The organism is Actinoplanes sp. NPDC049265, assembly GCF_043197135.1.
Lineage (GTDB): Bacteria > Actinomycetota > Actinomycetes > Mycobacteriales > Micromonosporaceae > Actinoplanes.
On sequence record NZ_JBICSP010000005.1, the window covers coordinates 160,670 to 186,662 of the forward strand.

At 72.1% G+C, this 25,993-nt stretch carries 20 protein-coding genes; 11 read left to right on the forward strand and 9 right to left on the reverse strand.

The features are described 5' to 3' along the window. Window positions 1-341: 341 nt before the first annotated feature. Together ACGFIO_RS15315 and ACGFIO_RS15320 are read left to right on the forward strand one after the other, a co-directional pair. Window positions 342-689: a MazG-like family protein gene (locus ACGFIO_RS15315; RefSeq protein ID WP_392826682.1), complete on the forward strand. Its 348-nt coding sequence runs from the start codon at window positions 342-344 to the stop codon at window positions 687-689. A gap of 95 nt (window positions 690-784) precedes the next feature. Next, on the forward strand, window positions 785-1,213 hold the full coding sequence (locus ACGFIO_RS15320) for an SRPBCC family protein (protein ID WP_392826683.1): 429 nt from the start codon (window positions 785-787) through the stop codon (window positions 1,211-1,213). An 8-nt stretch (window positions 1,214-1,221) separates the two neighbouring features. Here ACGFIO_RS15320 and ACGFIO_RS15325 read toward each other — a convergent pair whose 3' ends face one another. Then, entirely contained in the window at window positions 1,222-1,857 is a 636-nt protein-coding gene (locus tag ACGFIO_RS15325; protein ID WP_392826685.1) for a hypothetical protein, read from the reverse strand. Between the two features lie 84 nt (window positions 1,858-1,941). Further along, window positions 1,942-5,145 (reverse strand): RHS repeat domain-containing protein, encoded by a 3,204-nt coding sequence (locus ACGFIO_RS15330; RefSeq protein WP_392826687.1) that lies wholly within the window; start codon window positions 5,143-5,145, stop codon window positions 1,942-1,944. A 144-nt stretch (window positions 5,146-5,289) separates the two neighbouring features. Between ACGFIO_RS15330 and ACGFIO_RS15335 the strand changes: the two genes are divergently transcribed. Next, on the forward strand, window positions 5,290-5,523 hold the full coding sequence (locus ACGFIO_RS15335) for a hypothetical protein (RefSeq protein ID WP_392826688.1): 234 nt from the start codon (window positions 5,290-5,292) through the stop codon (window positions 5,521-5,523). Further along, window positions 5,520-6,119, forward strand: coding sequence for a hypothetical protein (locus ACGFIO_RS15340; protein ID WP_392826689.1), 600 nt, complete (start codon window positions 5,520-5,522; stop codon window positions 6,117-6,119). The genes ACGFIO_RS15335 and ACGFIO_RS15340 overlap by 4 nt, the downstream gene beginning before the upstream one ends. Window positions 6,120-6,235: 116 nt before the next feature. On the opposite strand, the gene ACGFIO_RS15345 is transcribed toward ACGFIO_RS15340, so the two are convergent. Further along, a complete protein-coding gene (locus ACGFIO_RS15345; protein ID WP_392827070.1) occupies window positions 6,236-6,799 on the reverse strand; it encodes a response regulator transcription factor in 564 nt (187 codons plus the stop codon). Window positions 6,800-7,028: 229 nt separating this feature from the next. On the opposite strand from ACGFIO_RS15345, the gene ACGFIO_RS15350 reads away from it, so the two are divergent. Beyond that, a complete protein-coding gene (locus ACGFIO_RS15350; protein WP_392826690.1) occupies window positions 7,029-10,334 on the forward strand; it encodes a BTAD domain-containing putative transcriptional regulator in 3,306 nt (1,101 codons plus the stop codon). Between the two features lie 77 nt (window positions 10,335-10,411). Further along, complete coding sequence (locus tag ACGFIO_RS15355; protein WP_392826691.1) at window positions 10,412-13,723, forward strand: BTAD domain-containing putative transcriptional regulator; 3,312 nt, start codon at window positions 10,412-10,414, stop codon at window positions 13,721-13,723. Here ACGFIO_RS15355 and ACGFIO_RS15360 read toward each other — a convergent pair whose 3' ends face one another. The 3 genes from ACGFIO_RS15360 to ACGFIO_RS15370 all read right to left on the reverse strand — a co-directional run bounded on the left by ACGFIO_RS15360 (window position 13,724) and on the right by ACGFIO_RS15370 (window position 16,125). Beyond that, window positions 13,724-14,446, reverse strand: coding sequence for a zf-HC2 domain-containing protein (locus ACGFIO_RS15360; RefSeq protein ID WP_392826692.1), 723 nt, complete (start codon window positions 14,444-14,446; stop codon window positions 13,724-13,726). After that, a complete protein-coding gene (locus ACGFIO_RS15365) occupies window positions 14,443-14,964 on the reverse strand; it encodes a sigma-70 family RNA polymerase sigma factor (protein ID WP_392826694.1) in 522 nt (173 codons plus the stop codon). The genes ACGFIO_RS15360 and ACGFIO_RS15365 overlap by 4 nt, the downstream gene beginning before the upstream one ends. A gap of 159 nt (window positions 14,965-15,123) precedes the next feature. Continuing rightward, a complete protein-coding gene (locus ACGFIO_RS15370; RefSeq protein ID WP_392826696.1) occupies window positions 15,124-16,125 on the reverse strand; it encodes a neprosin family prolyl endopeptidase in 1,002 nt (333 codons plus the stop codon). A 356-nt stretch (window positions 16,126-16,481) separates the two neighbouring features. Here ACGFIO_RS15370 and ACGFIO_RS15375 point away from each other — a divergent pair, with 356 nt between their 5' ends. The 5 genes from ACGFIO_RS15375 (at window position 16,482) to ACGFIO_RS15395 (ending at window position 20,500) form a co-directional block, all read left to right on the forward strand. After that, window positions 16,482-17,474 (forward strand): magnesium transporter CorA family protein, encoded by a 993-nt coding sequence (locus ACGFIO_RS15375; RefSeq protein ID WP_392826697.1) that lies wholly within the window; start codon window positions 16,482-16,484, stop codon window positions 17,472-17,474. A 40-nt stretch (window positions 17,475-17,514) separates the two neighbouring features. Continuing rightward, window positions 17,515-18,852, forward strand: coding sequence for a protein kinase (locus ACGFIO_RS15380; RefSeq protein ID WP_392826698.1), 1,338 nt, complete (start codon window positions 17,515-17,517; stop codon window positions 18,850-18,852). 220 nt (window positions 18,853-19,072) lie between these two features. Further along, window positions 19,073-19,546, forward strand: coding sequence for a cysteine dioxygenase (locus ACGFIO_RS15385; protein WP_392826699.1), 474 nt, complete (start codon window positions 19,073-19,075; stop codon window positions 19,544-19,546). Then, window positions 19,543-19,968, forward strand: a complete 426-nt coding sequence (locus ACGFIO_RS15390) for a rhodanese-like domain-containing protein (RefSeq protein WP_392826701.1) — start codon at window positions 19,543-19,545, stop codon at window positions 19,966-19,968. Before ACGFIO_RS15385 ends, ACGFIO_RS15390 begins: the two co-directional genes overlap by 4 nt. Window positions 19,969-20,062: 94 nt before the next feature. Next, complete coding sequence (locus ACGFIO_RS15395) at window positions 20,063-20,500, forward strand: hypothetical protein (RefSeq protein WP_392826702.1); 438 nt, start codon at window positions 20,063-20,065, stop codon at window positions 20,498-20,500. On the opposite strand, the gene ACGFIO_RS15400 is transcribed toward ACGFIO_RS15395, so the two are convergent. From ACGFIO_RS15400 to ACGFIO_RS15410, 3 genes are all read right to left on the reverse strand, one after another. Further along, window positions 20,399-20,797, reverse strand: a complete 399-nt coding sequence (locus ACGFIO_RS15400) for a hypothetical protein (RefSeq protein WP_392826703.1) — start codon at window positions 20,795-20,797, stop codon at window positions 20,399-20,401. The genes ACGFIO_RS15395 and ACGFIO_RS15400 overlap by 102 nt on opposite strands. Before the next feature lie 207 nt (window positions 20,798-21,004). After that, window positions 21,005-24,367: a LamG-like jellyroll fold domain-containing protein gene (locus ACGFIO_RS15405; protein WP_392827072.1), complete on the reverse strand. Its 3,363-nt coding sequence runs from the start codon at window positions 24,365-24,367 to the stop codon at window positions 21,005-21,007. Further along, window positions 24,367-25,971 carry a LamG-like jellyroll fold domain-containing protein gene (locus ACGFIO_RS15410; protein WP_392826704.1) on the reverse strand — a complete coding sequence of 535 codons (1,605 nt, stop codon included), beginning with the start codon at window positions 25,969-25,971 and terminating at the stop codon, window positions 24,367-24,369. The genes ACGFIO_RS15405 and ACGFIO_RS15410 overlap by 1 nt, the downstream gene beginning before the upstream one ends. Between the last annotated feature and the right edge of the window lie 22 nt (window positions 25,972-25,993).

A 25,993-nucleotide genomic window follows, 5' to 3' on the forward strand; every position in this document is an offset into this window, starting at 1 on the left:
TGCGCCGATTCGACAACGGCCGCGCCGTCACCGACCCGGCGCACGCTACGAACGACTACCCCTTGAAGAACACGAACTGTTCGGCGTCCAGAGGCTCGCTGGCCGACGCCTCCAGCGTTACGGCTCCGACGGCCGCGAACACAGCCGCCGCGACGAGCAGGGCTACGGTTCGATGATCGTGCGACGTGACTTCAAGCTGACTCCTTCATGGACGGTCCTACATAGAGGTACGACCGCGCGGCGATCACGGCTCAACCGTGGTCAACTCTTTTAGCCACTCTTAAGCATCGACCTCTACCGCCCGCGCCCGACCGTCCCGCCGGCCGTCTTAAGGTGGCCGGATGGATCTGCGCAGCCTGTCGGATGACGTCGCGGCCGTCTCCGACCGGTACGCCGAGGTGCACGACATCGACCGCACCGACGCCTGGTATGTGCTCAAGCTGCAGGAAGAGGTCGGCGAGTTGACCCAGGCGTTCCTGATGCGAAGCGGGCAGGCGCGCACCAAGGGACTGACCGCCGACGAGATCGAGGCCGGCTTCCGGGCCGAGCTGGCCGACGTGCTCTGCCAGACCCTGCTGCTGGCCCGCCACCACGGCATCGACATCGAGGACGCCGTCCGGCGCAAGTGGCTCGTCCGGCTGCCCGGTCCGCCCCTTCCCGACCCCGGTGAACCACGCCGCGTGACGTGACGCGAGGGGACGTGTGCGGGGCCGGCTGGTTCACCACTGTGGTGTGATCGGCCGGCGCTTGCCTGTTCCGCCGCGGCCCACGACGCTTCTCCGTCATGTCGAGATATGACGCCGGCCTGGACGCGAGCGCGTCACCGGCCCAGGTGTACGCGGTCATCGCTGACGTCCCGCGCTGGGCCGACTGGCAGCTGATCAACTCGATCGCCCCGGCCGGTACCGACGACGACCGCCCCGACCTGGTCGGCACCCAGTGGGTGGTCCGGGACCGGGGCACCGAGACCCGACTGCGGATAACGGAGCTCGTCCCCGGCCGCCGGGTCAGCTACATCGGGGTGGACGAGCCGTTCTCCCGCGACTACCGCGCGACCGTCGACCTGACGCCGCTCGAGTCGGGCGGCACCCACATCCGATGGCACGCGACGTTCGAGCCGAGGCTGCGAGGGACGGGCTGGGTGCTGGAACTGTTCCTCGGCCCCTACATGCGCAAGGTGGTCGAGCGGCTGGCCCGCCGAGCGGCCGCCTGACCGCCCGATCAGGTGGTGGTGCCGCCACCCGACTGAACGCTGCCGTCCCCTCCGCCCTGCCCGGTACCGCCCTGCCCGGTACCGCCCTGCCCGTCCTGCGTGGCGCCGTCGGGAGCGGAGCCGCCCGGTCCGCCGAAGCCTCCGCCACCGCCCATCCGGCCACCACCCGGGCCGCCACCAGACAACTGGCCGCCGCCCGGGCCGCCACCAGACAACTGGCCGCCGCCCGGAGCCGGCTGGACCGTCCCGCCGCCGGAGTTGCCGACGGCCAGGCCGGCGCCGAAGCCCGCACCGCCCATGACCACGGCGGCGGCCGCGGCCACGGCGGCGGCCTTGCGGCCGGTCCAGGCACGAGGACGGCCGGGCCGTGCGGGCGCCGGCCCGGCCCAGACCTCCCCGGTTATCACCGGCGGGTCGTCGGCGACCGGCCGCGCCCAAGGATCGGAGGCGAGGGCCGGCTGAGGGGCGGAGGCCGCCTGCGACTGCCCGAAGAAGGGCGGCTGAGCTGCGGAGGACGGGTCAGCTGCGGAGGGCGGGTGGGCCGCCGAGGGTAGGTGGGCCGTCGCGGGTGGTTGGGCCGCTGAGGGCGGGTGGGCTTCCGCGGGTGCGGGGTTCAGCTGCTGGGTGGGCGGCTCGCTGGTCATTCGGTGTACCTCTCGTGCGGCAGGCGCTTGTCGTCCTCGACGGTGCGCTCCGCACCTATCGGGACGCTGTGCCGCGGGTACGAATCAGCCCAGGGCCGCCCGGGTCGCGGCCACCTGCTGGGCGGCGTAGACCGTGCGTGGGGTCAGCGGCAGCGGCGGGCCGGTCGCCGTGAACGGGTCGCGGACGTAGGCGTACGGGTTCGGGCCGCCGCGCAGGCCACGACGGTCGGGGCTCAGATAACGGGCCATGCCCGGGTCGTAGTAGCGGTCCCGGTGGCAGTGCAGGCCGGTCTCGGCGTCGCGATAGTGGCCGGGGAAACGCAGCGGCGTCGCCCACGTCGGGTCCAGGCCCCACAGCGTGGCCCGGCGCTGCCAGATGCGCTCGCCGGACGCGTCGAACAGGTCGGTCGGCGTACCCACCTCGTCGGTGACCACCGCGCACACCCGCCCGTCCTCGACCTGCGCGATCACGTGACCGGTGACCGGGTGGTGCACCCAGGTGGTCGCCCGGACCGGTCCGCTTCCGACGGTGTGCCGCTGCTCGACCAGGCGGTGGCCGAGCCAGCTGAACTCGTACCGCTCCCGCGCCGACTCCTTGGCCACGCGGCGGCCGAGGCCGTCGTACCGGTAGGTCCAGCGAGCCCCGCCGGGCGTGACCACCGCGGTCATCCGGCCGGCGTCGTCCCACTCGTGGTACCAGTGCCGGCCGTCCGCGGAGACCCGGCTGATCAGCCGGCCGGCCGCGTCGTAGCCCTGCTGGTCGCCGGTGGCGGGGGAGGTGAGCATGCCGATCGGGTCGTAGGCGTACCGCTCGGTGCCGTAGCCGGTCACCCGCCCCAGCGCGTCCCGGTCGATCTCGCGGCGTTCGCGCCGGTCCTCGATCGCGATCACGTCACCGTGCGCACGGTGGAAGTCGCGGCGCTCGGAGCCGAGGTTCTGGGCCAGCAGCCGGCCGGCGGCGTCCCGTTCGACGACCAGCTCGAAGGCGCCCATCCGCATCGTGTTCGGGGCCAGGACGAGCTCGGTGCCGGCCACCCGGACCCGGGTCGGACCGTCCCAGACGATGTCCACTCCGGACGGGGTTCGGCCACGGCCCGTGACCGCCCCGTCGACACTCTCGGCGATCAACTTGCCGGCGTCGTCACGCCATACCTCCACGGCGACGCCACCCTCGGTGACGGCGGCGCCCAGCCGGCCGTGGCCGGTCCAGGAGTAGCGGGTGACCCGGTCGCCGGCCCGCTCCTCGGTCAGCCGGTCCTGGTCGTCGTAGCCGTACCCGATCCCGTCGTCCCGGACCAGGCGCCCGTCCGCGTCCCAGCCGAAGGTCCGCTCCCGCCCCTGGAAGTCGATCTCGCGCTCGGGGCGGCCGGCCGCGTCGTACCGGAACTGCCAGGTCTGCCCGAGTTCGTTGGTGACGGTCAGCGGGCGGTGGTCCCGGTCCCAGCCGAGGAAGCGCCGCCCGCCGGTGGCGTCGGTGCGGGCCACCGGCCGCGCCGACGTGCCGTAGTCCCAGCTGGTCCGGCCGCCGCGGGCGTCGGTGTGCAGGATCGGGCGGTGCTGGGCGTCCCACTGCGTCGTCACGGTCACCCCGACCGGGTCGACGACGCCGGTCACCTGGCGGTGGTCGTTCAGGGTGTACGTGGTGGTGTGGCCGGCGCCGTCGGTGACCAGGGTCCGGCTGTGCTCGTAGACGAAGTTCCGGTCACCGGAGCGGACGCAGCGGCCGCTCTGGTCGTACCCGAAGATCTCGTCACCGGCCCGGACCACCCGGCCGGCCGGGTCGTAGTCGTAGTCCGCGCCGTCCGCCCGGACCAGCCGGTCCCCCTGGTAGTCGAAACGGGTGGCACCGATCGCGATCACCCGCCCGTTCACCGTCTCGACGGCGATCCGCGGGCCGCGGCTGGGCCGGATCTCGGTCGGTACGCCCAGCCCGTCGCGCACCACGTCGATCCGATGCGTACCCAGCGTGATCGCCGTCAGCCAGGCCGCCCCCTCGTCGTCGGGCGCGGCGAACCACCACGTCCAGCCGCTCTCCGGGTCGGCGACGGCAAAACCGTTCCCGGGGGTACGCGACAACGGACGGTCGGGGCCCTGCCGGGGGTGGGCGGCGGCGGACCCGGCCGGCTCCGGGTAGCTGAGCAGCGTGCCGTCCTCGAGCACCAGGTGCGGACCGTCGTTCTCGACCTGCACCCGCATGTCCAGGGTGGACGTCCAGCCATCGGTCAGGAACTGGCCCAGTCGCAGGTCGGAGCGATGCGTACGGGTCAGCCGGACCGGCAGTTCGCCCGGCAGCTCCAGGTCGGTCGCGGTGATCAGGACCCGGCCGGTGCTGACGTCGACCCGGCCGGCCGTCGGCGACTGGGCGACGGTCTTCGCGTTGGCGTACGGCGCCTCGTTGAACCGCCGGCCGGTCGCGTTCAGGCTCTTGGTGATGACCGTCGCGGCCGGGCCGGGCCGTTCGACCTTGACCCCGGCGAAGTCGGCCGGCTCGGGCCGCCACGCGTCGCGCAGCCCGGCCACCGTGGTCATGCCGACCACCCCGGGCAGCCCGCCGAGCACCCCGAAGGCCACGCCCCAGACGTTGCCCCGGCCGGCGGCGAGGCCGGTGAGGGCCGCACCGAGCATCGGGCCGCCGACCGCGGGCGCCAGCCAGGACGCCGGGGCGCAGGCGGCCAGCACGACCGCACCGGTGCCGACCGACACCCACTTGGCCGACTCGCAGGTCTCCTCCCACAGGATCTGGAAGCCATCGGCCAGTTTGTCCCAGAACGACCGGGGCGGGATGCCGGCCGCCGACGCCGCGCCGATCTCCCTGGCGCAGGTGGCGGCCGCGTCCTCGCGTACCTGCCGGGCCTGCTCGGCGAGCGCCTTGGCCGCGGTCATGAGGTGGGTCGGCCCGGGCTGTTCCACCGCGAGGGACCCGTCCACGGCGGCTTCCAGCCGGCTGCGGGCGATCCGGGCGTCGGCCAGCGCCCGGTCGGCGTCGGCCTGCGCGGCCCGGAGCTTGGGCACGTACGCGGTCAACGCGTCGGCCGCCATCCGGTGCGAGGCGCACACCTGCCGGATCTGATCGCCGAAGTCGCCGAACTGGTCGGCGAACCGGTCCGTGGACAGGCCGGTCCAGGCGAGTACCGCCTCCGCGCCCATCGCCCGGACCGCCCGGCTCGCGGCCTCGGCGTCGTCGGCGAACCGCATCAACCGGCCGGCCAGGGCCTCCGCCTCGTCGCAGGAGCCCGGCGCCGGGTCCGACTCGAGGTCCAGGACCCACCAGTCGTGCGGGCGAGACATGCGGTCCTCCTCCAAGTACACAACGCTGCAAATGGTGGGCACGCTCCCGCGCGGACGGAATGACTTGGGGCGAACAGACCTCATGTCAGGTCCGTTCACCCCGATCCACCGGGACCCCGGCCAGGGCTTTGGCACAGTGCTTGCGTGGAACACCTCGAGGTCGAAGGGTTGAGCCGGTTGTCCCGGACCCTTCAGGACGTGTCGGCGGCGATGTGGACCGCTCCGGAGTGGATCACCGGCGCGGTCGGCGATCCGGCCGTGGACGTCGCCATCCGGCAGTTCGAGTCCGGGTGGGCCGACGGCCGCGTCCAGGTGCAGGAGAACTGCAAGACGCTGAGCGACCTGGCCGGCCGGGCCTTACGGCGGTCCGAGGCATGATGGTGGCGGTCGCGCCCACCGGCTTCGCGCTCTCCGTGCCACCCAGCTGGTACGAGCTGGACCTGCACCCGCAGACCCGTAACGCCTCGATCACCGCCTTGATCCAGGACCGGTTGACCGAAGTGCCCGAACTCGAGCCTCACCGTGCCGCTCTGACACACGCGCTGCGCGGGGCCGCGCGCACCGCCCACGCGCACGGCGCGGTGTTCTGCGGCGTGCTGGCCGAGGGCTTCGACGCGACTCTGCTGACCGCCACGATGACCGTCTCGGTGGTGGCCGCGCCGGGTGAGGTGACGGCGGTCGGCCGGCACCTGCGCCCGATCGCCGAGCGCGGGGCGGGCAAGCCGTGGCGGGTCGTCGAGGAGGTGGAGCTGCCGCACATCGGGGCGGTCACCCGGACCCGGGGCGTGGAGGACGTGCCGCTGCCGGACGGCGCCGGCTGGGTGCGTACTGCCCTGTTGCAGACGTTCGTGCCGTTCCCGGGGGCCGGTCAGGCCCGGGTCGCGCTGATCACCGGGACCAGCCCGGCGCTACCGCTGGCGGCCGAGATGCACGATCTCTTCGACGCGGTGACGACGACGTTCCGCTTCCTGTAGAAGCGGCAGTGGGGGGGGGGGGGGGGGGGGGGGGGGGGGGGGGGGGCGGGGGGGGGGGCCGCGGCCCCGGGGGGCGGGGGGGGGGGGGGCCCGCCGCCCCCCCACCACTGGGAAAACTAGAAGACGCCGGCGCGCATCGCGTACGCCACGGCGTGTGACCGGCTCTTCAGGTTGAGGCGGTGGGTCACGCCGTAGAGCACGTTCTTCACCGTCCGCTCCGAGTAGCACAGCTCGGCCGCGATCTCCGGGGTCTCCTTGCCGTCGGCCAGCAGCCGGAGCACGTCGATCTCCCGGGCGGTCAGACCCGAGGCGTTCAGCCCGTTCGGGGCCAGCACCTCGCGCTGCAGCCGGTCGACGTGCTTGAGCAGCTCGCCGACCAGGCTCGGCGGGATCACCCCACCGCCGGCCACGGCGGTACGGATGCAGTGGCGCAACCGGTCCTCGGTCAGCGCCGACCGGGGCAGCACGGCAACCACCCGGCACTCGACGGCGGTCAGCAGCTCACCCTCGTTGAGCTCGCTGACCACCAGCACCACGGGCTTGCCGGTGGCCTCGGCCGCGCGGCGCAGGTTGGACACGACGTCGTGGCGCAGGCGGTCGGTGGCCACCACGGCGACGTCCGACTCGGTCCACTCCTCGACGATCTCGGCGGCCGGGTCCTTCTCGATCAACCCGGCCAGCCCGGCGTGGCTCAGTGGATCCTGCGCCTGCAAGACGATCTTCACGGCGGTCTCTCTCCTCACGACCAATCGACACTTCTCAGTCTGGGGAGGGGGGCTCCAGGGATTCTTCACACATCCTCCATCCGGATCAACAACCGCGTGATGGGACCCGCATAACACTCCTTGTAGAGATGGACGACAATGTCCGGGCCGGGGGGCTGAAACGGGCAGACGTCGAGGGGGGCGGATGAGCGGAGAATTGCACGCGGAGGTGTTGGGCCAATTACGCGCCGTCGTCGACGGCGCGGACGTGGCCCTGGGACCATCTCGCCAGCGTGCCGTCTTCGCAGTACTGGTTTCGCAGGCCGGACGGGCGATGACCCGCGACGAACTGGTCGACGCGGTCTGGGGGGACAGCGCACCGGCCAGCGCGGGAGGCAGCCTGCACACATACGTGTCCGGGTTACGCCGTGCGCTGGGCGCGGCTGCGGAGCGTCTTTCCACGGTCGCCGGCGGTTATCAATTGACGGCGACTTCGGTCGATGTCGAAAAGCTGACACATTGGCGCGGCGAAGCCGGACGGCTACTCCGCGCAGGTGATCGGGCCGGGGCGATAACGGCGCTGGACTCGGGAAACGCCCTCTGGCGGGGCGAACCGTACGCGGGCGTCACCGGACCGTACGTGGAACAGGAACGACGGCGCCTGGCCGAGATGCGGCTGGGCATGCTCGAGCAGCGGGCCCGCGCGTTCCTCGACCTCGGCCGGGGCAACGAGGTGGTCACCGAGTTGCAGAGCCTCGTCCGCGATCATCCGCTGCATGAGGCACTCTACGAGTTGCTGATGCGGGCACTGGCGACGTCCGGGCGTACCGCCGAAGCTCTCGAGGTCTATCAAACCGCCCGCGGCGTACTCGTCGACGAACTCGGCATCGAGCCCGGCACCGCCCTGCGCAAGCTGCAGAAAGACCTGCTGGCCGGCGACGTCACCGAGGCCGCGCCGGCCCCACCGGTGGCCGCACCCGAGCCCGAACCCGTCCCCCGGCTGCAGATTTTGCCCGCGCACGTGACCCGGCCCCGGTCCGGCGTGCCCTACGTCGGCCGCCGCGACGAACTCGACCTGCTCGGCGGCCTGATCGACGACCTCGCCCGCGGGCAGGGCAACGCGGTCTGGATCGAGGGCGAAGCCGGCATCGGCAAATCCGAGCTGCTCACCGCGGCCTTCGCCCGCACCACAGCGGCCGGCTGCCAGGTCGCCTGGAGCACGGCCGACGAACTCGGGCAGCGCGTGCCATACCAGGTGTTGATGGAGGCCCTTGGCCTGGAGACCACCTCCAGCGACCCGCGGCTGGCCGCGGCGGCCGAGCGGTTGCAGAGCGAGGGCGACACCGAACTGCTCGGCTTCGTACGCGAGGCCTGCCTGCGCGCGCCGCTGCTGCTGATCGTCGACGACATGCACTGGGCCGACGAGGCCACCGTGCTGGCCTGGGGCCGGCTGGCCAGCGCCGTGCAGCGCCTCCCGCTGCTGCTGGTGGCCGCGACGCGACCGGACACCCGGCTCGGGCAGCTACGGCGGGCGCTGATCGGCCGCGAGGCCCGTCTGCTCGAGCTGGCGCCGCTCAGCGTGCCGGATGTCGAGACGCTGATCGGCGGCATCGTCGGCGGCTCGCCCGGTGACGGGCTGCGGTCCCTGGCCGCGAAGGCCGGCGGCAACCCGCTCTACACCCGGGAAATGGCCGCCGACCTGGTGCGGCAGCGGTCGGTCACGGTCGTCGACGGCATCGCCGAGGTCGACGAGTCGATTGTGGACCAGCTGCCGGCCTCGCTGATCGGCGCGGTCCGGCGCACCCTGGAGTCCTTGTCACCGGACACCCAGGAGGTGCTGCGGCTGGCCGCGCTGCTGGGCATGGAGTTCGCCGCGCCCGACCTGGTCGCGTTGACCGGACGATCGCCGGTGCTGCTGGTGCGTACATTCGACGAGGCCGTCGCCGCGCACGTCCTCGTCGAGGCCGGCCGCTTCCTGACCTTCCGCCACCCGTTCCTGCGCCAGGCCCTGCACGACGCCATCCCGGTTCCCCTGCGCGCCACCCTGCGCCGGCACGCGGCCGAGGCGCTGGCCCAGGCCGGCAGCCCGGTCAACCGGATCGCCGAGCAGCTGGCGGCCGAGCCCATGGTGATCGACGCCTGGGTGGTCGGCTGGCTGCTCAGCCACCGGGCCAGGCTCATCGAGCAGGCCCCGGCCATGGTGGCCGACCTGCTCCGCCAGGTGCTGGCCACCGACGTGCCGACCGCCGACCAGCGCGAGACCCTGCTCGTGGCCACCACCAAACTGCTGTTCCGGCTGGACGAGTTTCCGGAGACCGAGGGGCGCGAGGCGCTGAGCGTGGCCACCGATCCGGCCGACCGGGCCGAGATGCGCCAGCTGCTCGCGGCCATGCGCTATCGCCGCGGCGACAAGTACGGCGCGATCACCCAGCTCAACGAAGCGCTCGGCGTGGCCGACACGCCGGAGATCTGGCGTACCCGGCACCGGGTGCTCCGCGCCCAGTTCAGCCGGGGCGACCTCGGCGACCTGGACAAGGCCGAACACCAGGCGATCGAGACGCACGACCTGGCCGATTCGGCCTACGAGGCGGCCTTCGCCCTGCAGACCCGCTGGCTGGTCGACTCGATCCGCCGCGACCACCTCGCCGCCCTGCACCATATCGACCAGGCCATCGAGACGATCGGCGACGAGGACGCCGCGCTGCTCTACGACCTGCTCGACAACAAGGTGTTCTCGCTGCAGAACCTGGACCAGCTCAAGGAGGCCAGCGAGACCATCCGGTCCGGCGCCGACGTGGCCCGGCGGCACGGCCTGCCGGCCAGCCTGCAGGTGGCCTCGGCGGTGCAGTTCTACTGGCAGGGCCGTTGGGACGAGGCGCTGACCGAGATCAACGAGGTGACCGACACCGACCCGGGCATCACCTTCCACGGCACCCGGGAGCCTCCGGCCGTCGCCATGCTGCTGCACGGGGTGGCCGCGCTGATCTCCGGCCGGCGGGGCGAGACGGCCACCGCCCGCGCTCACCTCGACGCCGCCGACGCGCAGCTGCCGGCCACCAGCTCCGAACGGGAGGCCATCGACTTCCTGTTGATGGCCCGGTCGCTGATGCTGGTGCAGGCCGGTCGGCCCGAGGAGGCGCTGGCCGTGGTCAAGCCGCTCTGGGAGCCGACCTACGCGCCGATGATGCTGCGCCACCAGTGGCTGCCCGACATCGTCCGGCTGGCCCGGTCGGTCGGCGCCGAGGATGTGGCCGCGAGCGCGGCCGCCACCTGCGCCGACGAGGCGGCGGCCGAGACCGTCCCGGCCCGGGCGTTCACCGCCGCCGCGCGGATCCGCACGCTGCGCACCGGAAATCCGGAGCACGCCCGGCAGGCGGCCGAGCACTACCGGTCGGTCGGGCGGATCCCGGAGCTGGCCGCGGCGTTGGAGGAGGCCGGCGACCCGGCGGCCGCCGAGATCTACCGTTCGCTCGGCGCGGCGTGGGACCTGCGCCGGATGAAGGGCATCTGACCTCGGTCGGATGACAGGGCATTATTTGAAGGGGCGAGTATTCAGGGGGACGCGGGGGAAGGCGTCGAGGGGGGCGGATGAGCGGAGAATTGCACGCGGAGGTGTTGGGCCAATTACGCGCCGTCGTCGACGGCGCGGACGTGGCCCTGGGACCATCTCGCCAGCGTGCCGTCTTCGCAGTACTGGTTTCGCAGGCCGGACGGGCGATGACCCGCGACGAACTGGTCGACGCGGTCTGGGGGGACAGCGCACCGGCCAGCGCGGGAGGCAGCCTGCACACCTACGTGTCCGGGTTACGCCGTGCGCTGGGCGCGGCCGCCGAACGTCTGTCCACCGTGGCCGGCGGTTATCAACTGACCGCGACATCGGTCGACGTCGAGGCGTTGACCAACGGCCGGAACGAGGCGAACCGGCGGCTGCGCGACGGCGACCGGGCCGGGGCGATCGCCGCCCTCGACGACGGGCTGGCCCGATGGCACGGCGAACCGTACGCGGATGTCACCGGGCCATACGTCGACCAGGAACGGCGCCGGCTCGGCGAGATGCGGCTGGGCATGCTCGAACAACGGGCCCGGACCATTCTGGAGCTGGGGCGCGGTGGCGAGGTGGTCACCGAGTTGCAGGGCCTCGTCCGCGATCATCCGCTGCATGAGGCACTCTACGAGTTGCTGATGCGGGCACTGGCGACGTCCGGGCGTACCGCCGAAGCTCTCGAGGTCTATCAAACCGCCCGCGGCGTACTCGTCGACGAACTCGGCATCGAGCCCGGCACCGCCCTGCGCAAGCTGCAGAAAGACCTGCTGGCCGGCGAGGTGGTCGCCCCGCCGCCGCCGGCCGCCGCCACGCCGCCGCCACCCCGGCCGGAAGCGTTGCCCCGGCTGCAGATCGTGCCCGCGCACGTCACCCGGGCCCGATCCGGCGTACCCTTCGTCGGCCGCCGCGACGAACTCGACCTGCTCGCCGAGCTCGTCGACGACCTGGCCGCCGGGCAGGGCAACGCGGTCTGGATCGAGGGCGAGGCCGGCATCGGCAAGTCCGAGCTGCTCACCGCGGCGTTCGCCCGGGCCACCGCGGCCGGCTGCCAGGTCGCCTGGGGCGTCGCCGACGAACTCGGGCAGCGGGTGCCGTTCCAGGTGCTCATGGAGGCCCTCGGCCTGGAGACCACTTCCAGCGACCCGCGGCTGGCGGCCGAGGCCGAGCGGCTGCAGGGCGAGGGCGACACCGGGCTACTCGGTTTCATCCGGGAGGCCTGCCTGCGGGCGCCGCTGCTGCTGATCGTCGACGACATGCACTGGGCCGACGAGTCCAGCGTGCTCGTCTGGGGCCGGCTGGCCAGCGCGGTCCGCCGCCTGCCGTTGCTGCTCGTCGCGGCCGCCCGCCCGGACACCCGGCTCGGGCAGCTCCGCCGGGCCCTGATCAGCCGCGAGGCCCACCTGCTCGACCTCACGCCGCTCAGCCCACCCGACGTGGAAACGCTGATCGGCGACATCGTCGGCGGCTCACCCGGCGAGGGGCTGCGGTTCCTGGCCGCGCGGACCGGCGGCAACCCGCTCTACACCCGCGAGATGGCCGCCGACCTGGTCCGACAGCAGTCGGTCACGGTGGTCGACGGGATCGCCGAGGTGGACGGTACGGTCGCCGACCGGATGCCGGCCTCGCTGATCGGCGCCGTCCAGCGCACCCTGGAGTCGCTGACCCCGGACACCCAGGAGGTGCTGCGGCTGGCCGCGCTGCTGGGCATGGAGTTCGCGGCGGCCGACGTGGTCGCGTTGACCGGCCGGTCGCCGGTGCTGCTGGTGCGTACGTTCGACGAGGCCGTCGCCGCGCACGTCATCGTCGAGGCCGGACGGTTCCTGACCTTCCGCCACCCGTTCCTGCGCCAGGCCCTGCACGACGCCATCCCCGTCCCGCTGCGGTCCACTCTGCGCCGGCACGCGGCCGAGGCGCTGGCCCGCGCGGGCAGCCCGGTCAACCGGATCGCCGAGCAGCTGGCCGCCGAGAGCATGGTGATCGACTCGTGGGTGGTCGATTGGCTCACCGGCAACCTGACCCGGCTGATCAAGGCCGCGCCCGAGGTCGCCGGCGACCTGCTGCGTCAGGTCCTGGCCACCGACGTGCCGGCCCGCGAGCAGCGGGTGGTATTGCTCGTGGCCACCACCAAGCTGCTGTTCCGGCTGGACGAGTTCCCCGAGGCGGAGGCCCGCGAGGCGCTGGGCATGGCCACCGAGGTGGCCGACCGGGAGGAGATGCGACACCTGCTCGCCACCATGCGCTATCGCCGCGGCGACGAGCACGGTGCGATCGCGTTGCTCAACGAGGCGCTCGAACAGCCCGGGGTGCCGGAGCTGTGGCGTACCCGGCACCGGATCCTGCGCGCCCAGTTCAGCCGGGGCAGCCTGGACGACCTGGACAAGGCCGAGCACCGCGCGCTGGAGATGCACGAGCTGGCCGATTCGGCCTACGAGGCGGCCTTCGCCCTGCAGTCCCGCTGGTTGATCGACTCGATCCGGCGCGACCACCTCGCCGCCCTGCAGCACATCGACCGGGCCATCGAGACGGTCGGCGACGAGGACGCCGCGCTGCTCTGCGACCTGATGGACAACCGGGTGTTCTCGCTGCAAAATCTGGACCGGCTGACCGAGGCCGGGGAGACCATCCGCTCGGGCGCCGAGGTGGCCCGCCGCTACGGCCTGCCGGCCAACCTGCAGGTGGCGTCGGCCGTGCAGTACTACTGGCAGGGCCGCTGGGACGAGGCCCTGGCCGAGATTCGCGAGGTAATCGACACGGATCCGGCTATCACGTTTCACGGCACCCGGGAACCACCGGCGGTCGCGATGCTGCTGCATGGGGTGGCCGCGCTGATCGCCGGCCGGCGCGGCGACCTGACCACCGCCAAGGCGCATCTGGACGCCGCCGAGGCCCAGCTCCCGACCACCATCGCCGAGCGCGAGGCCTGCGACTTCCTGCTGATGGCCCGGTCGCTGACCCTGGTGCAGGAGGGCCGGCCGGAGGACGCGCTGACCGTGCTCGCGCCCCTGTGGGAGCCGACGTACGCCCCGCTGATGCTCCGCCACCAGTGGCTGCCCGACATCGTCCGGCTGGCCCGCTCGGTCGGCAACGAAGAGGTGGCCGCGATCGCGGCGGCGACCTGCGCCGACGAGGCGGCGGCGGAAACCGTGCCGGCCCGGGCGTTCGCGGCCGCGGCCCGGATCCGCACCCTGCGGACCGGCAACCCGGAGCACGCCCGGCAGGCGGCCGAGCACTACCGGGCCGTGGGCCGGGTCCCGGAGCTGGGCTCGGCGCTGGAGGAGGCCGGCGACCCGGCCGCCGCCGACATCTACCGCACCCTGAGCGCGGCCTGGGATCTGCGCCGGGTGAAAGGGGCCTGATCAGTTGAGGTGGGCGGTGCCGAGCACATGTCCCTGCCGGTCGGCGATGGCCACCGCGCTGACGTTGGGCAGCTGGATCGAGCTGGCCCCGATCACCTTGGCGCTGCCGCTGGGCGTCGGGCCCCACACCGCCGCCTGCTCGATCTGCCCGCCGTAGTTGCGGACCTGGCAGATGAACGGGCCCTCGCCGGGCAGCCGGGAGACGTCCAGCGACACCGAGACACCCCAGGTCTTCGGGGTGAGCACGGCCTGACCGGAGAGGCCGCTGCCCGCCTCCGACTCGAACTGCGCGGTGATCAGCTCCGGGCTGGGCAGCACGGTCGGCGGCTGACGGCGGCTGCGGTCGGCGGTGATCACGCCGAAGCCGACCGCGACCGCCACCAGCACCACGGCCGCGGCGGCGAGCCAGCGAACCCGGGCCAGCCGCTGGGTGCGGGACTTCTCGGCGCGCATCCGGCGGAGCAGGCCCTCGATGCGTTCCGGGCTGGGCCGGGTGCCGATGGCCAGCGCCGGGCCGGCCGGGTCGGGGCCGCCGTTCGCGCGTACCGTCTCGGGCAGCCGCTGGAGCAGCTCCGGCACCGGCGCCAGGATGTCGAGCTCGCCGCGGCAGTCGTCACAGTCGCGCAGGTGCGCGTCCAGACGGTCGGTGTCCGCCTCGTCCAGGCCGCCGAGCAAGTACCCGCCGAGGAGCCGCCGCAGCTCGTCGTGATCGCTCGTACTCATCGCAGCACCCCCATCTCCTCGAAAGCAGTTCGGAGCGCTCGGACGGCATAGTAGGCCCGCGACTTGACCGTTCCCTCCGGAACGGAGAGCTTGCGGGCAGCGTCGGCCACGCTCTTACCCTCGTAGTACATGGCGCGGACCACGGCCTGGTGCTCGTCCGACAGCCGCTCCATCGCCTCGGCCACCAGCCAGCCCTCGACCAGCTGGTCGACGTTGTCGGCGGAGGGCACCGCGTTGACCGCGGCCTCGTCGGCGACCAGATGCGGCCGGCGCTGCTCGGCCCGCCACGCGTTGGTGACCACGTTGCGGGCGATGGTCAGCAGGTACGACCGGGTACGCCCGGGATCGGTGTCCAGGTGGTCGATGTGCTTCCAGGCCCGCAGCAGGGTCTCCTGCACCAGGTCTTCGGCCTTGTGCCGGTCGTGCACGTAACGCGAGACGAAGCTGAGAAGGACCGCGTAGTGCTCGGTGTAGAGCGCGGTCATCAGCTCCTCGTCGGGATTCACCCGTCTCTTCATCGCGCGCCCGGTTCCCTCCTGAGCGTTCGGCCCGGCCACCCTCTTGTACACCGTGAACCTGGATTCGGTTCGACCCGGGTCAGGACACGCACAAAAGGAGATGCCCGGTCCCCCCTCGCCGGGGACCGGGCATCGTCAGGGACGGACGCCGCTCAGGCGTCAACAGGCTCCGGCACCGCCGAAGTAGAACGCTCGTTCCTTGGCGAACACCGTGGGATAGATGCCCTTACCCGGCGGCATTTCCGGGCTCTTCGATTCCAGTGTCACCTTGAGGTCGGGGTTGTTGACCAGCGAGATGCTGCTGAAGCGGGCGGCCGAGTCCTTGCTGGCGTCGGTGCCGTTGCCCATGTCGGTGCACGGAGCCACCTTCGACGAGGCGACCTCGCCGTACCACTGGATCAGGCCGCTCTTCTGGAACTTGCCGCGCCACAGGCCGTTCGGGAAGTAGCCGATCCACTCCGAGTCGTACGCGACCCACCAGACGCTGTCGAACTGCTGGATGCCGAACTTCTTGTAGACCCCGGTCGGCAGCGTGTCACCGGGGACGACGTCGGTGCTCACCTGCTTCCAGCCGCAGCCGTTGTAGCAGGTGCCCACGCCGTCGACCCAGTGGTACACGAACAGGTGCGGGTCCTCGTCGCCGTTGACGTTGCGGCTGACGGTCCAGCCCACCTCGATGATCTGCTGACCGTCGGCGTCCTCCACGGCGACCTCGGCCAACGTGTGGTAGTCCTCGGCGGCCAGGTAGGGCTTGCCGATCACCAGGTTGGCCGAGGTGCCGTCGGCCACGGCGTACTGGTAGCCGGTGGCGTAGTGGTAGTTCACGTCGCGGGTGCCGGGCTCGGGCGCGCGGAGCGGGCCACCACCGACCTGCGGCGGCTTCGGCGGCACGGCGGTCCGGCCCTTCCGCAGCCAGCGCTTCTTGCCGGTGAAGCCCTTCGGGCCGTATTCCGGGGTCGGCACGGCCGACGGCTTGGTGCTCGCCGGTGCGATGTCGGCGCCGGTCGCGGCCAGCTGCGCGCTGGTCGCTCCGGGCGTGCCACGCTTCACGGCTTCCGGCTTGTCGCCCCACGGCAGCAGCGGCGGCGGCTTCGGCGCGTCATCGGCGACGGCCGGGGCCGGCTGAGCCGCGGCGGGAGCCTCCTCGGCGGCGGCGTTCACCGCGGTGAGAGCACCTAAGGAACCGGCTACGGCTGCGGCTAAGCCGGCGGCTAATAAACCGCGGCGGGGAATCGACACGTGTCCGTCCTCGTTCATCGGGGGATCGGAGGCGGGGTTTGCGAGGAACCTCCGGCACCGGCTTGAGCGGCGAGGCTCACCATATAGCTTCCTCGATTGCGCAGCCGCACTCTGAGCTGCTTTTCCGCCTTGACGGTTGCGCGTGTGGGCCGATCAGGTGATGGCATGACCACAGTGGTCGACGGAGAGTGTCGGCATCGTCGCTGAACGCCGACTTCAGCCACCGTTCAGAAAGAGGCAAACTGCCGAGAGACTCTTTCGGGTCTAGCGTGAGATCCATGTCCGGCGTGCGCGTTCTCGCTCTCACCGCGGACGGGGTCGAGGAGCACGCGATCACCGACGTGGCGGCGCTACTTTTGCACGAAGAAGTCCTGATCTGGGTGGACATTCCAGAGTGCAGTGACGAGGCGGTCACTCTGCTCACCGATGTCCTGGAGTTGCATCCCCTCGCGGTGCGCGATTGTCTGCAACGAAATCGAGTGCCCCGGGTTCGGATCTATCCACACGAACAATTGCTCATTCTGCACGGCCCCGAACGCGGTCCTTCCGGACATGTCCACTACATCGAATTGGACCAGATCATCGGGGAAAAGTACGTCGTCACCGTGCACGGTCCGATCAATCCCGCTGTCGACCCAGAGGTCGCTTTGCGCGAGACGAGCGCGGTCCGGCGGCGGATCGATTCGGGCCGGCTGCGGCCGCGCACGCCGATCGAGCTCTCGTACGCGATAGTCAACGCCCTGACCCACAGCCTGGAACAGTTCATCGAGGAGATGACCCGGGAGGTGTGGCGATTGGAGCAGCGGGTCACCGGCGGGCACATGGGCAACCCGGAGAAGTTCCTGGAGGAGCTGTTCCAGGCCCGGCACGGCCTGCTCGCGGTACGCACGATGGGCGCGCTCGGCGCCGAGGTCTACGGCCGGATGGCCACCCTGGGCAGCCGCCGCCCCGACGCCGAGGTCAACCTGCCGCTGGTCAACGACGTGGTCGACCAGCTCAACCGGATCCGCGGCCTGGCCGACGGCGAACGCGAGTACCTGCAGGGCGTGATCGAGTTCTACCGTGCCCGGGCCGAGACCAAGATGACCATCGCGGCCGAACGGCTGGCCGTCATCGCCGTGGTCACCCTCCCGATCACGGCCCTGTCCTCGATCTACGGCATGAACATCATCGTCAACGACCGCACCAACCTCGGTGCGCTGATCGGCGTCCTGATCGTCATGGTCATCATGTCGGCGTTGCTGCTGACCTGGGCCAAACGCCGCGGCTGATGGTAGCCATCATCGGGCCCCCCGGCTCCGAATCCAGGTCATGGACGACCTGGTCAACAACCGGTACCGCCTGCTCGACCGGATCGGCGCGGGCGGGATGGGCCGCGTCTTCCTGGCCACCGACGAACTCCTCGGCCGCACGGTGGCGATCAAGGAGATCGCCCCCGGCTCGGCGGCGGTGCTGCGGGAGGCCCGGGCCGCCGCCCGCCTCGACCACCCCGGAGTGGTACGCGTCTACGACGTCCTCCACGCGCCCGATCGCTGCTGGATCGTCATGGAGCACGTGCCGTCCCGTTCCCTGCACCAGGCCGCCCCGGTCGCCCATCGCGAGGCGGCGCGGATCGGCCTCGGCGTGCTCGACGCGCTACGGGCCGCGCACGCCGCCGGGGTCCTGCACGGTGACGTCAAGCCGCAGAACGTGCTGCTGGCCGACGACGGCCGGGTCGTGCTCACCGACTTCGGTCAGGCCACAGTGGACAACACCGGGCCCGATCCGGCGGTCGGCTCGCCGCAGTACCTCGCCCCCGAACGCGTCCGGGGCGAGCCGTCCGGGCCGGCCACCGATCTGTGGTCGCTGGGTGTGACGTTGCACGCGGCGGTCGAGGGCCGGTCGCCGTTCGCCCGGGACACCGCGATCGGCGCGCTGCACGCGGTGCTCACCGGGCCGCCCGATCCGCCGGCCCGGCGTGGGCCGCTCACCCCGGTCATCGAGCGGCTGCTGGTCTCCGATCCGGCCGCGCGGCTGACCGCCGACCAGCTGGAACCCCTCCTGCGCCGGATCGCGTCACGGCCGATGGGCTTCGTCCCCATGCCGACGGGCGCTGCCCCGGCACCGACGGCCGTCTTCCCGGCATCGACAAGCGCCCTGCTGGCGCCGACCGGCGTCCTTTCGAGGCCGACGGGGGCGCGGCGGGGGCTGGCGCGGAGCACGAAAGTCGGGGTGGCGCTGGCGGCGGTGCTGCTGGCCGGGACGGCCGGGACGGCTCTGGCCCGCGACGCGGTCAACCCCGCTCCCCCGGTACGCGCGTCCGCTCCCCCGGCCGACCTCTGCGACGACGCGGCGGTCGCCGGGGCGTACCTCGACCCCTCACCTACCCGGCCCGGCTATCTCCCGACCGGCTGGGTGCCGCACGACGATCCCCTCGGCTTCCGGCTGGCGCTGCCGCCGGGCTGGACCCGCGCGGCCGACGGGCGGTCGGCCTGCTTCCGCGATCCGGGCAGCTCCCGGTCGCTGCGGGTGACCGCGAGCGGCGGCCGGTACGCGGTGGACCGGACCACCGGCGGCCCGAACGACCACCTCGTGGACCAGATCGTGGCCACCCTCACGCCGCTCTCACATGGTGGTACCGGGATTGACCGGTCACCCGGCGCCCGATGACCATGGACGCATGACTCGGCAGGGCATCCTCCTCACCGCCCGCCTGGCGATCGACCTGGCGCGCTGCTCCAGCGCACGCTGTCCGCGCTGACCTGCGCTTTTCTTCCCCTGCAAGGCCGTGTTCGGCGGCCTGTGGCCGCGCGTCGGCATTATCCTGATCGTCATGTAGCGGTAAACCTATAGAGTTGATAGGCAATATATGCAAACCGAGGAGCTCCCCGTGACCGCCGTCGACCTTCGCCTCGACCACCTCGCCATCACCCGGCAGTTCGCCACCGACCCGTCGAGCTGGGCGGTCACGCCACGGTTCGACGCGTCCGAACGCTGGTACCACCGCCTGCACGTCGCCGACGACCACGAGGTCTGGCTGCTCACCTGGCTCCCCGGCCAGGGCACCGACCTGCACGACCACGGCGGCTCGGCCGGCGCCTTCCACGTGTACGCCGGCACGCTGACCGAGGACACCGTGGCCCAGCCGACCGGCGGCCCACCCCGGATCACCGCCCGCGAACTGGGCGAGGGCGCCGGTCGCCGGTTCGGCACCCAGCACATCCACCGCATCGTCAACCGGTCGAACCGCCCCGCGATCAGCATCCACGCCTACGGGCCGGCCCTGACCACGATGACCCGCTACCGGATCGGTGCCGGCGGGCTGACCGTGGAGACCGTCGAGCGGGCGGGAGCGCAGTGGTGACCGCCGTCCTGCGTACCGGGCCGAGCTTCGTGGCGCCGCCGCCCGGCTCGACCGGCATCGACGACCTGCTCGCCGCCGCCCGCTCCCGGCTGCACCGGCTGTCCGCGCCGGAGACCTCCGCCGCCGTCGAGCGGGGAGCCGTCCTGATCGACATCCGGCCGGCCGCCCAGCGGGCCGAGCACGGCGAGATCCCCGGCGCTCTGATCATCGAGCGCAACGTCCTGGAGTGGCGGCTCGACCCGCGCAGCGACGCCCGCCTCGGCTTCGCGACCCACTACGACCTCGAGGTGATCATCACCTGCCAGGAGGGCTACACGAGTTCCCTGGCGGCGGCGTCGCTGCAGGACCTGGGCCTGCGCCGGGCCACCGATCTGGCCGGCGGTTTCGCCGCCTGGAAGGCGGCCGGGCTCCCCACGAAATGACACCCTCTCCGGGTCCGGAGTAGGGGAGATCTCAGGGGATCTGGTGGTGTTAGCACCACCCCTCGGCCACGCCCGCGCCCTTAGGTTTGTCCGCATGAAGCGAATCGGTGCTGCACTCCTGTGGATCGCCGGGGCCTACTGCGTCGCTCGTGCCCTGATCGAGCCGTTCGTGATCGACTTCAGTGATCCGTCGACGTACCGGCACGACTGGGGCGGCCCGACTCTGGTCGGCGTGTTGTTCGTGCACTGTGGACTGGGAGTGCTGGCCGCCGCGCTGATGGCCTGGCGGCTGATGCGGCGCTCGTCGCTCCGCCTGACGGCCGACCGGCCCGCCCCGCCGTCCGCCGACGACGACGCGGGCGGGCCCGAGCCCGGCGTCGGGGCGCACCGGGTCGGGCCGCTGGCCGGCGTCGGGGCAGGCCGGGGCCGGTCAATGGCCGGCGTCGGGGCGGGCCTTGCGCGGCAGCAGGAACGCGGTGCCCAGGGCGGCCAGGATCATCAGGAACGCACCGCCGAGGCTGCGCACCGCTGAGTCGCGGAAGGCGTCCCGGACGACGCCCTGCGCGTACCTCTCAATCTCGCCTCCTGTCGGGCCCGCGGGGGCGGCCGGGCAGGAGGCGGGCCGCACGGCCGGGTCGTCCTCGGCCACCCGGTCGCGCAGGCAGGAGCGGATGGCGGCCGCGACGCCGGGCTGCTCACCGGCCTGGGTGAGCACCGCGGTCAGCTTGGCCGCGGAGTCGTCGACGTGCGTGGTGACCCCGCCCGGCAGCAGGCCGAAGAAGACCGTGCCGAGTACCGCGATGCCGAACGCGCCGCCCAGCTGTTGCACCGAGGTCAGGGCGCCGGAGGCCGAACCGGTCTCCTCATCGTCGACGCCGTGCGCAGAGCAAAGGGGCCAAGGCGGACAGCACGCGGGTGCGGTTGGTGCGCAGAGCAAAGGGGCCAAGGCGGACAGCACGCGGGTGCGGTTGGTGCGCAGAGCAAAGGGGTCAAGGCGGTCAGCACGCGGGTGCGGTTGGTGCGCAGAGCAAAGGGGTCAAGGTCGCGAGGGTGGCGGCTCGGAGGGGCAAGAAGGTGGACCGCTCGGACAGGACGGCAGCATCACCGGCGGGCTGATCGGCGCGGACGGATCCGGGCTCGAGGACGAAAACGACGACGCCGACGGCGCGGAGGACGACGGCACCGTGGAGGACGACGGCACCGTGGAGGACGACGGCACGGCGGAGAAGGACGGGATGCCGGAGAAGGACGGGCGGCCGGTCAGCGACGGGGAATTGGACGGGGCCGCCGAGGAAGCGGACGACGGCGCGGACGGCAAGGACGGAATTGACGAAGGGGTGGAGGGCACCGACGACGGGGGGCGGGTGGACGGGCGGCGGGCGGTGGAGGACGCCGACTGAGTGGCGGCCGCGATGCTCGACGGGGCGGTGAGGATGCCGGACGACGTCAGCTGGGCCGCCACGTAGTGGTCATAGACCTCCTGGGCGGTCAGCTCGCGGGCGTAGAAGGCCGCGTGGGCCAGGGAACCGTTCATGTAGCTGTTGTTCAGCGCGGTGAGGTTGGGCCAGCCGGTCATGTTGTCGGAGCCGGCGCGCCAGAAGCCGGCGTAGTTCTGGGGGCTGATGGAGGCCGGGTCGGAGGCCTTCAGGGCGCCGTCGACGTAGAGGCGCATGCCGCCTGTCGTCGACTGGGTCGCGACCACGTGGTGCCAGAGGTTGTCGTTGTAGCTGGCGCTCGTGGTCAGGGTGCGGTACGTGAGAAAGCCGGCGTTGTAGCCGTACACCAGCTTGTTGTTGGCGTCGAGGTAGACCAGCCGGTCGTAGCTGGTCGAGGCGCCGGTCGACTGATCGCCGAAGCCCATGATCCGCATGCTGTTGGCCGACGAGGTCCGGAACCAGATCTCCTCGCTGTACAGGGTCGGGTTGGTGGCCGCCAGCGGCGTCGCGACGTGGCCCATCGTGATGCCGTTGAAGGTGACGCCACCGCCGCCGCACGGGCCGCTGACGTTGTACGCCGAGACGTTGGCGTACTGGCCGTTCTTGCCGTTGCCGGAGCTGTCGGCGGCGGTCGTCCCGGACACCTCGGTCAGCTTGTAGTAGGCGAGCGCCGCGCTGCCGACGGCCGCGGCCTGGCAGGTGTAGTACATCGGCACCTTGACGATCGGGTTGCTGTTGGCCGGGTAGGCGGCCGAGTTGCCGATGTTGTCGTAGGTGACCAGCTGGTACTGGTAGCAGTTGTCGCCGGTGACAGTGGTGTCGTTGCGCGGCGAGGAGACGTTGCCATAGATCGTCGTCCAGGCGCTCCAGGTGGCGTTGCAGACGCCCAGGTCGAGGGAGGCCGACCGGCGCTGCAGCACGGTCGCCGAGGCGTTCAGGCCGGAGGCCGCGTCGGAGCCGGCCGCGAAGGTCAGCGTGACCGAGTTGCTCGAGGTGTAGCCGGCGTTGTAGGTCAACGAGCCCCCGGTCGGCGGCGTCGAGTCGTCGACCGGTGTGAACGACGCCGAGGCGGTGCTCAGCCCGGCGCCGTTGGTCGCGCTCACCTGCTTGGCGCCGGGCGCGGCGGGCGAGGCCGTCCACGAGTACGTGTTCACGCCCAGGCCGCCCGCCACCGAGCTCCAGCCGGTGCCCAGCGGCGGGAAGGTGTACGACGTGATCCCGGAGGCGGCGTCGGATGACGCGGCGGTGACGGTGAACGAACCGGTGGTGGAGCCGCGGTAGTAGACGGTGCTGCCGGTGGCGTACGCGTTGGTCAGCGCCGAGTACGACAGTGTCGGCGTGGCCGGGGCGGTCGTGTCGACCTTCACGTCCGCGCTGGTGTAGGTGGTCGTGTTACCCAGCAGGTCGGGCACCACGAACTGGTAGCGGTAGCAGGCCTGGTCGGATACGACGTCGTTCAGCGACGCGGCCGGGTCGGTCTGCACTGTCGCGAAGGCTCCGAACGTGCCGCACGAACCCGCGGTCAGCGAGGCGGTGGCCCGCTGCAGGAGGGCCCCGGACGCGGCCAGTCCCACGCCGGCGTCGGTGCCACGCGCGGTCGTCAGGGCCAGGGTGGTGGAGGTGGTGAAGCCGGCCGGGGCGGTAACGCCGCCGCCGGACGGGCCGGTCGAGTCGTTGACGAACGACAGCGCGGTGACGGTCGTGTTCCCGGCCACGTCCTTGGTGGTCACGGTCTCGGCGACGGTTCCGGCGGCCGCGGCGGTCCAGGTGAAGGCATTCGAGGTGTACGGGGCGGAGCTGACCGTCGACGGCGTGTGCGACCAGCCGGTGGTGGTGCCGGTCAACGCCGACGTAGTCGAGGAGGCCGGCCCCGACCCGGCGTCGGTAATGCTGTCGACCAGCGTGAACGATCCGCCGGCGGATCCGCGGTACCAGATTGTCGACCCGCTGAGCCGGGAGTTGGACGCCGACCCGAGGGCGAGCGACGAGCCCGGGGCCACGGTGTCGATCTGTACCGCCTGTGACGCGGCCGCCGAGCTGTTGCCGGCCGTGTCGGTGGCGTAGTACCGCACGGTCGTCGTGGCGGCGACGGTGAACGGACCGCTGTACGTCACCGCCGTACCCGAGAAGGTGGGGTCTGATCCGTCGACCGTGTAGCGGACCGAGGCGACGCTGGTGGTCACGTCGGCGGCCGACAGCGTGACCTGCACCGGCGACGTGGCGTTCCAGCCGTTGACGGCGACCGGCGACAGGACGGCGTTGACGGTCGGCGCCACGCTGTCGTAGGTGATCGTGGCCGAGGCGGTCGAGCCGTTGCCGCCGATCGCGTAGACGGTGTGCGTGCCCTGGGTGGTGGCCGGGATCGCGAGCGACGAGATCGGCGCCGAGCCGCTGGTGTCGACGACGCCCGGAAAGCCGGTCAGTGTGGTCGCCGCGTCCAGCCGGTAGGTGACCGTTTCGTTGACGCCGAAGCCGGTCAGTGTCCCGGTGGTCGAGGCGGCCGCGTTGTAGACGGTCTTGGCCAGGGTGAGCACCGGGTTGGTGACGGCCACGGCGGATGTCAGGCCGCTCTCGGTGCCGGTCCAGTTGGCGCCGATCCGCGGGTAGACCGAGTAGCGCCAGTTGCCCACCGGTACGCCGGTCTCGGTGCAGGTGGTGGCCCCGACCGTACCCGCGCAGCCGCCCAGCACGGTCTGGGTCAGCAGCGTCGCGGCGTCGTACCGTTTGACAACGTAGCCGTCCACCGCGACGCCGTTCGACAGCGTGACGGCGGACCAGCTCAGGGCGACGCTGGTCGCCGAAACGCGGTTCGCGACGGGAGTGGTGGCCGTGTTGACACTGGCGGCGAGCCCACCGCCGGCGGCGCCGGGGCTGACCGAGGCGCCCCAGTACGCCCAGGCCGCCGCACCGCCGAGGCTCAGCCCCGCGGCGACCAGCACCAGGATCGCCAGCCGCCGCAGCATCACGAGCCGTGCCCGGCGCGGTAGTGGTCCAGCACCGTGCCGGCGCTCAGCGCGACCGAGTACACGGCCAGTTCGTCGAGTGATCCGGCGAACGTCCCGGCGGTGAACCCGGTGCCGTCCAGCGCGGTGTTCAGCACCAGCGACTGCGCGCCCAGCGCCGTGCCGTCCAGGTACGCCTGCACGGTCCCGCCGTCGTACGCGAGCACCACGTGATGCCACGCGCCGTCGCTCGTGCCGTAGGGCAGGGTCCAGTCGCGCACCGCCGAGAACGCGTCCAGCCGCAGTCCGGTGGCCGAGGTGAGGCGCCCGGCGAAGAGTTTCCCGGAGCTCGCCGAGCCGTACCCGAACAGGTCGGCCGGGCCCGTATCGGTGCGTTTGAACCACAGCTCGGCCGACCGCGGCCCGGCGCCGACCGGCAGACCGGTCGGGGCGGCCACCCGCATGGCGCCGGCGACACCGTCCAGGGTGACCGATCCGTTCAGGTCACCGGCCAGCGCGCCGGGCTCGTTCTGCACCACCGTGCCCTGGTAGGTGCCGCTGTTGGGGCCGGCCACGTCGGCCGCGCCGGAGGAGGGCACCGGGTAGATCCGGAAGTTGTCCGCGTGCAGGCCGGTGGTGTCGGTGATCGCGGGCGACCCGGTGACGCCGAGGGCCAGACCGGCCCGGCCGGCCGCCGACAGCGCGGTGTCGGTGGCGGTGGTGAGCACGGTCCCGTTGACGGACAGCCGGAGTGACGTGCCGGTGGCTTCGAGCCGCAGCCGGTAAGTGTTGCCCGGTGTCAGGGTGGCGGCGGCCGAGCCGAGCCCGGTCTCCACCCCGTTGATCACCTTGACCAGCCGCCAGGTGGTGTCCGAGGTCTGGTAGCGCGCGGCGTAGTAGGAGTTGCCGCTGATCCGGGCGGCCACTCCGAGGGCGTCGCCGGTGACCAGCGTGACCGGCACGATGTCGGTCATCACGGCCTGGCCGGCCGAGCTCGCCGCGACCGAGGTCACCGTGATGGTGTTGCGGCGCAACCGGTTGGCCGGCGTCACCACGCCCGCGGAAAAGGTGGTCGAGCCGGTGAAGTTGTCCGAGGCGGTCGGCCCGGTGCCCAGTCGCCATAGGCTGACCAGTCCGGCGGTGCGGCGCACCAGCGTGTAGGCGTCGACGTCGGCGGCCAGGTAGACGGTGAAGGTGGCGCCCTGGCAGGCGTTGGCGGCTGCCGTGGTCATGCTCAGCGCCCCGGCCAGGGTGATTCCGAGCGATCCGCCGGCCGGTACGGTCCAGCCGTCGCCCGCGTTGGTCTGTGCGGCGAAGGACAGCACGCCGACCCCGCAGCCGGAGTGCGCCCCGTCCACCGCGAAGCCGCCGGTTCCCTGTGCGTTGTCCAAGGACAGGGCGCCGATGTGTACGCCGAAACTGTTCGGATTGGCGACGGTGACCGCGACGTTGGCGGTGCCTCCGGGGTAGACGCGAGTGGCCGGTGTCCCGGGCGACAGGGTGAGCGGGGCGGTCGTGGTCACCGAACTGGTGCCCGAGCCGCTGCCCGAGGTGCTCCAGAAGCCGTAGGCGGAGCCGGAGGCGAGCAGGGACGCGGCGATTCCCACCGCCACTGCCCGCTTCACCTCCGGCTCCCTCCTGGCGGAA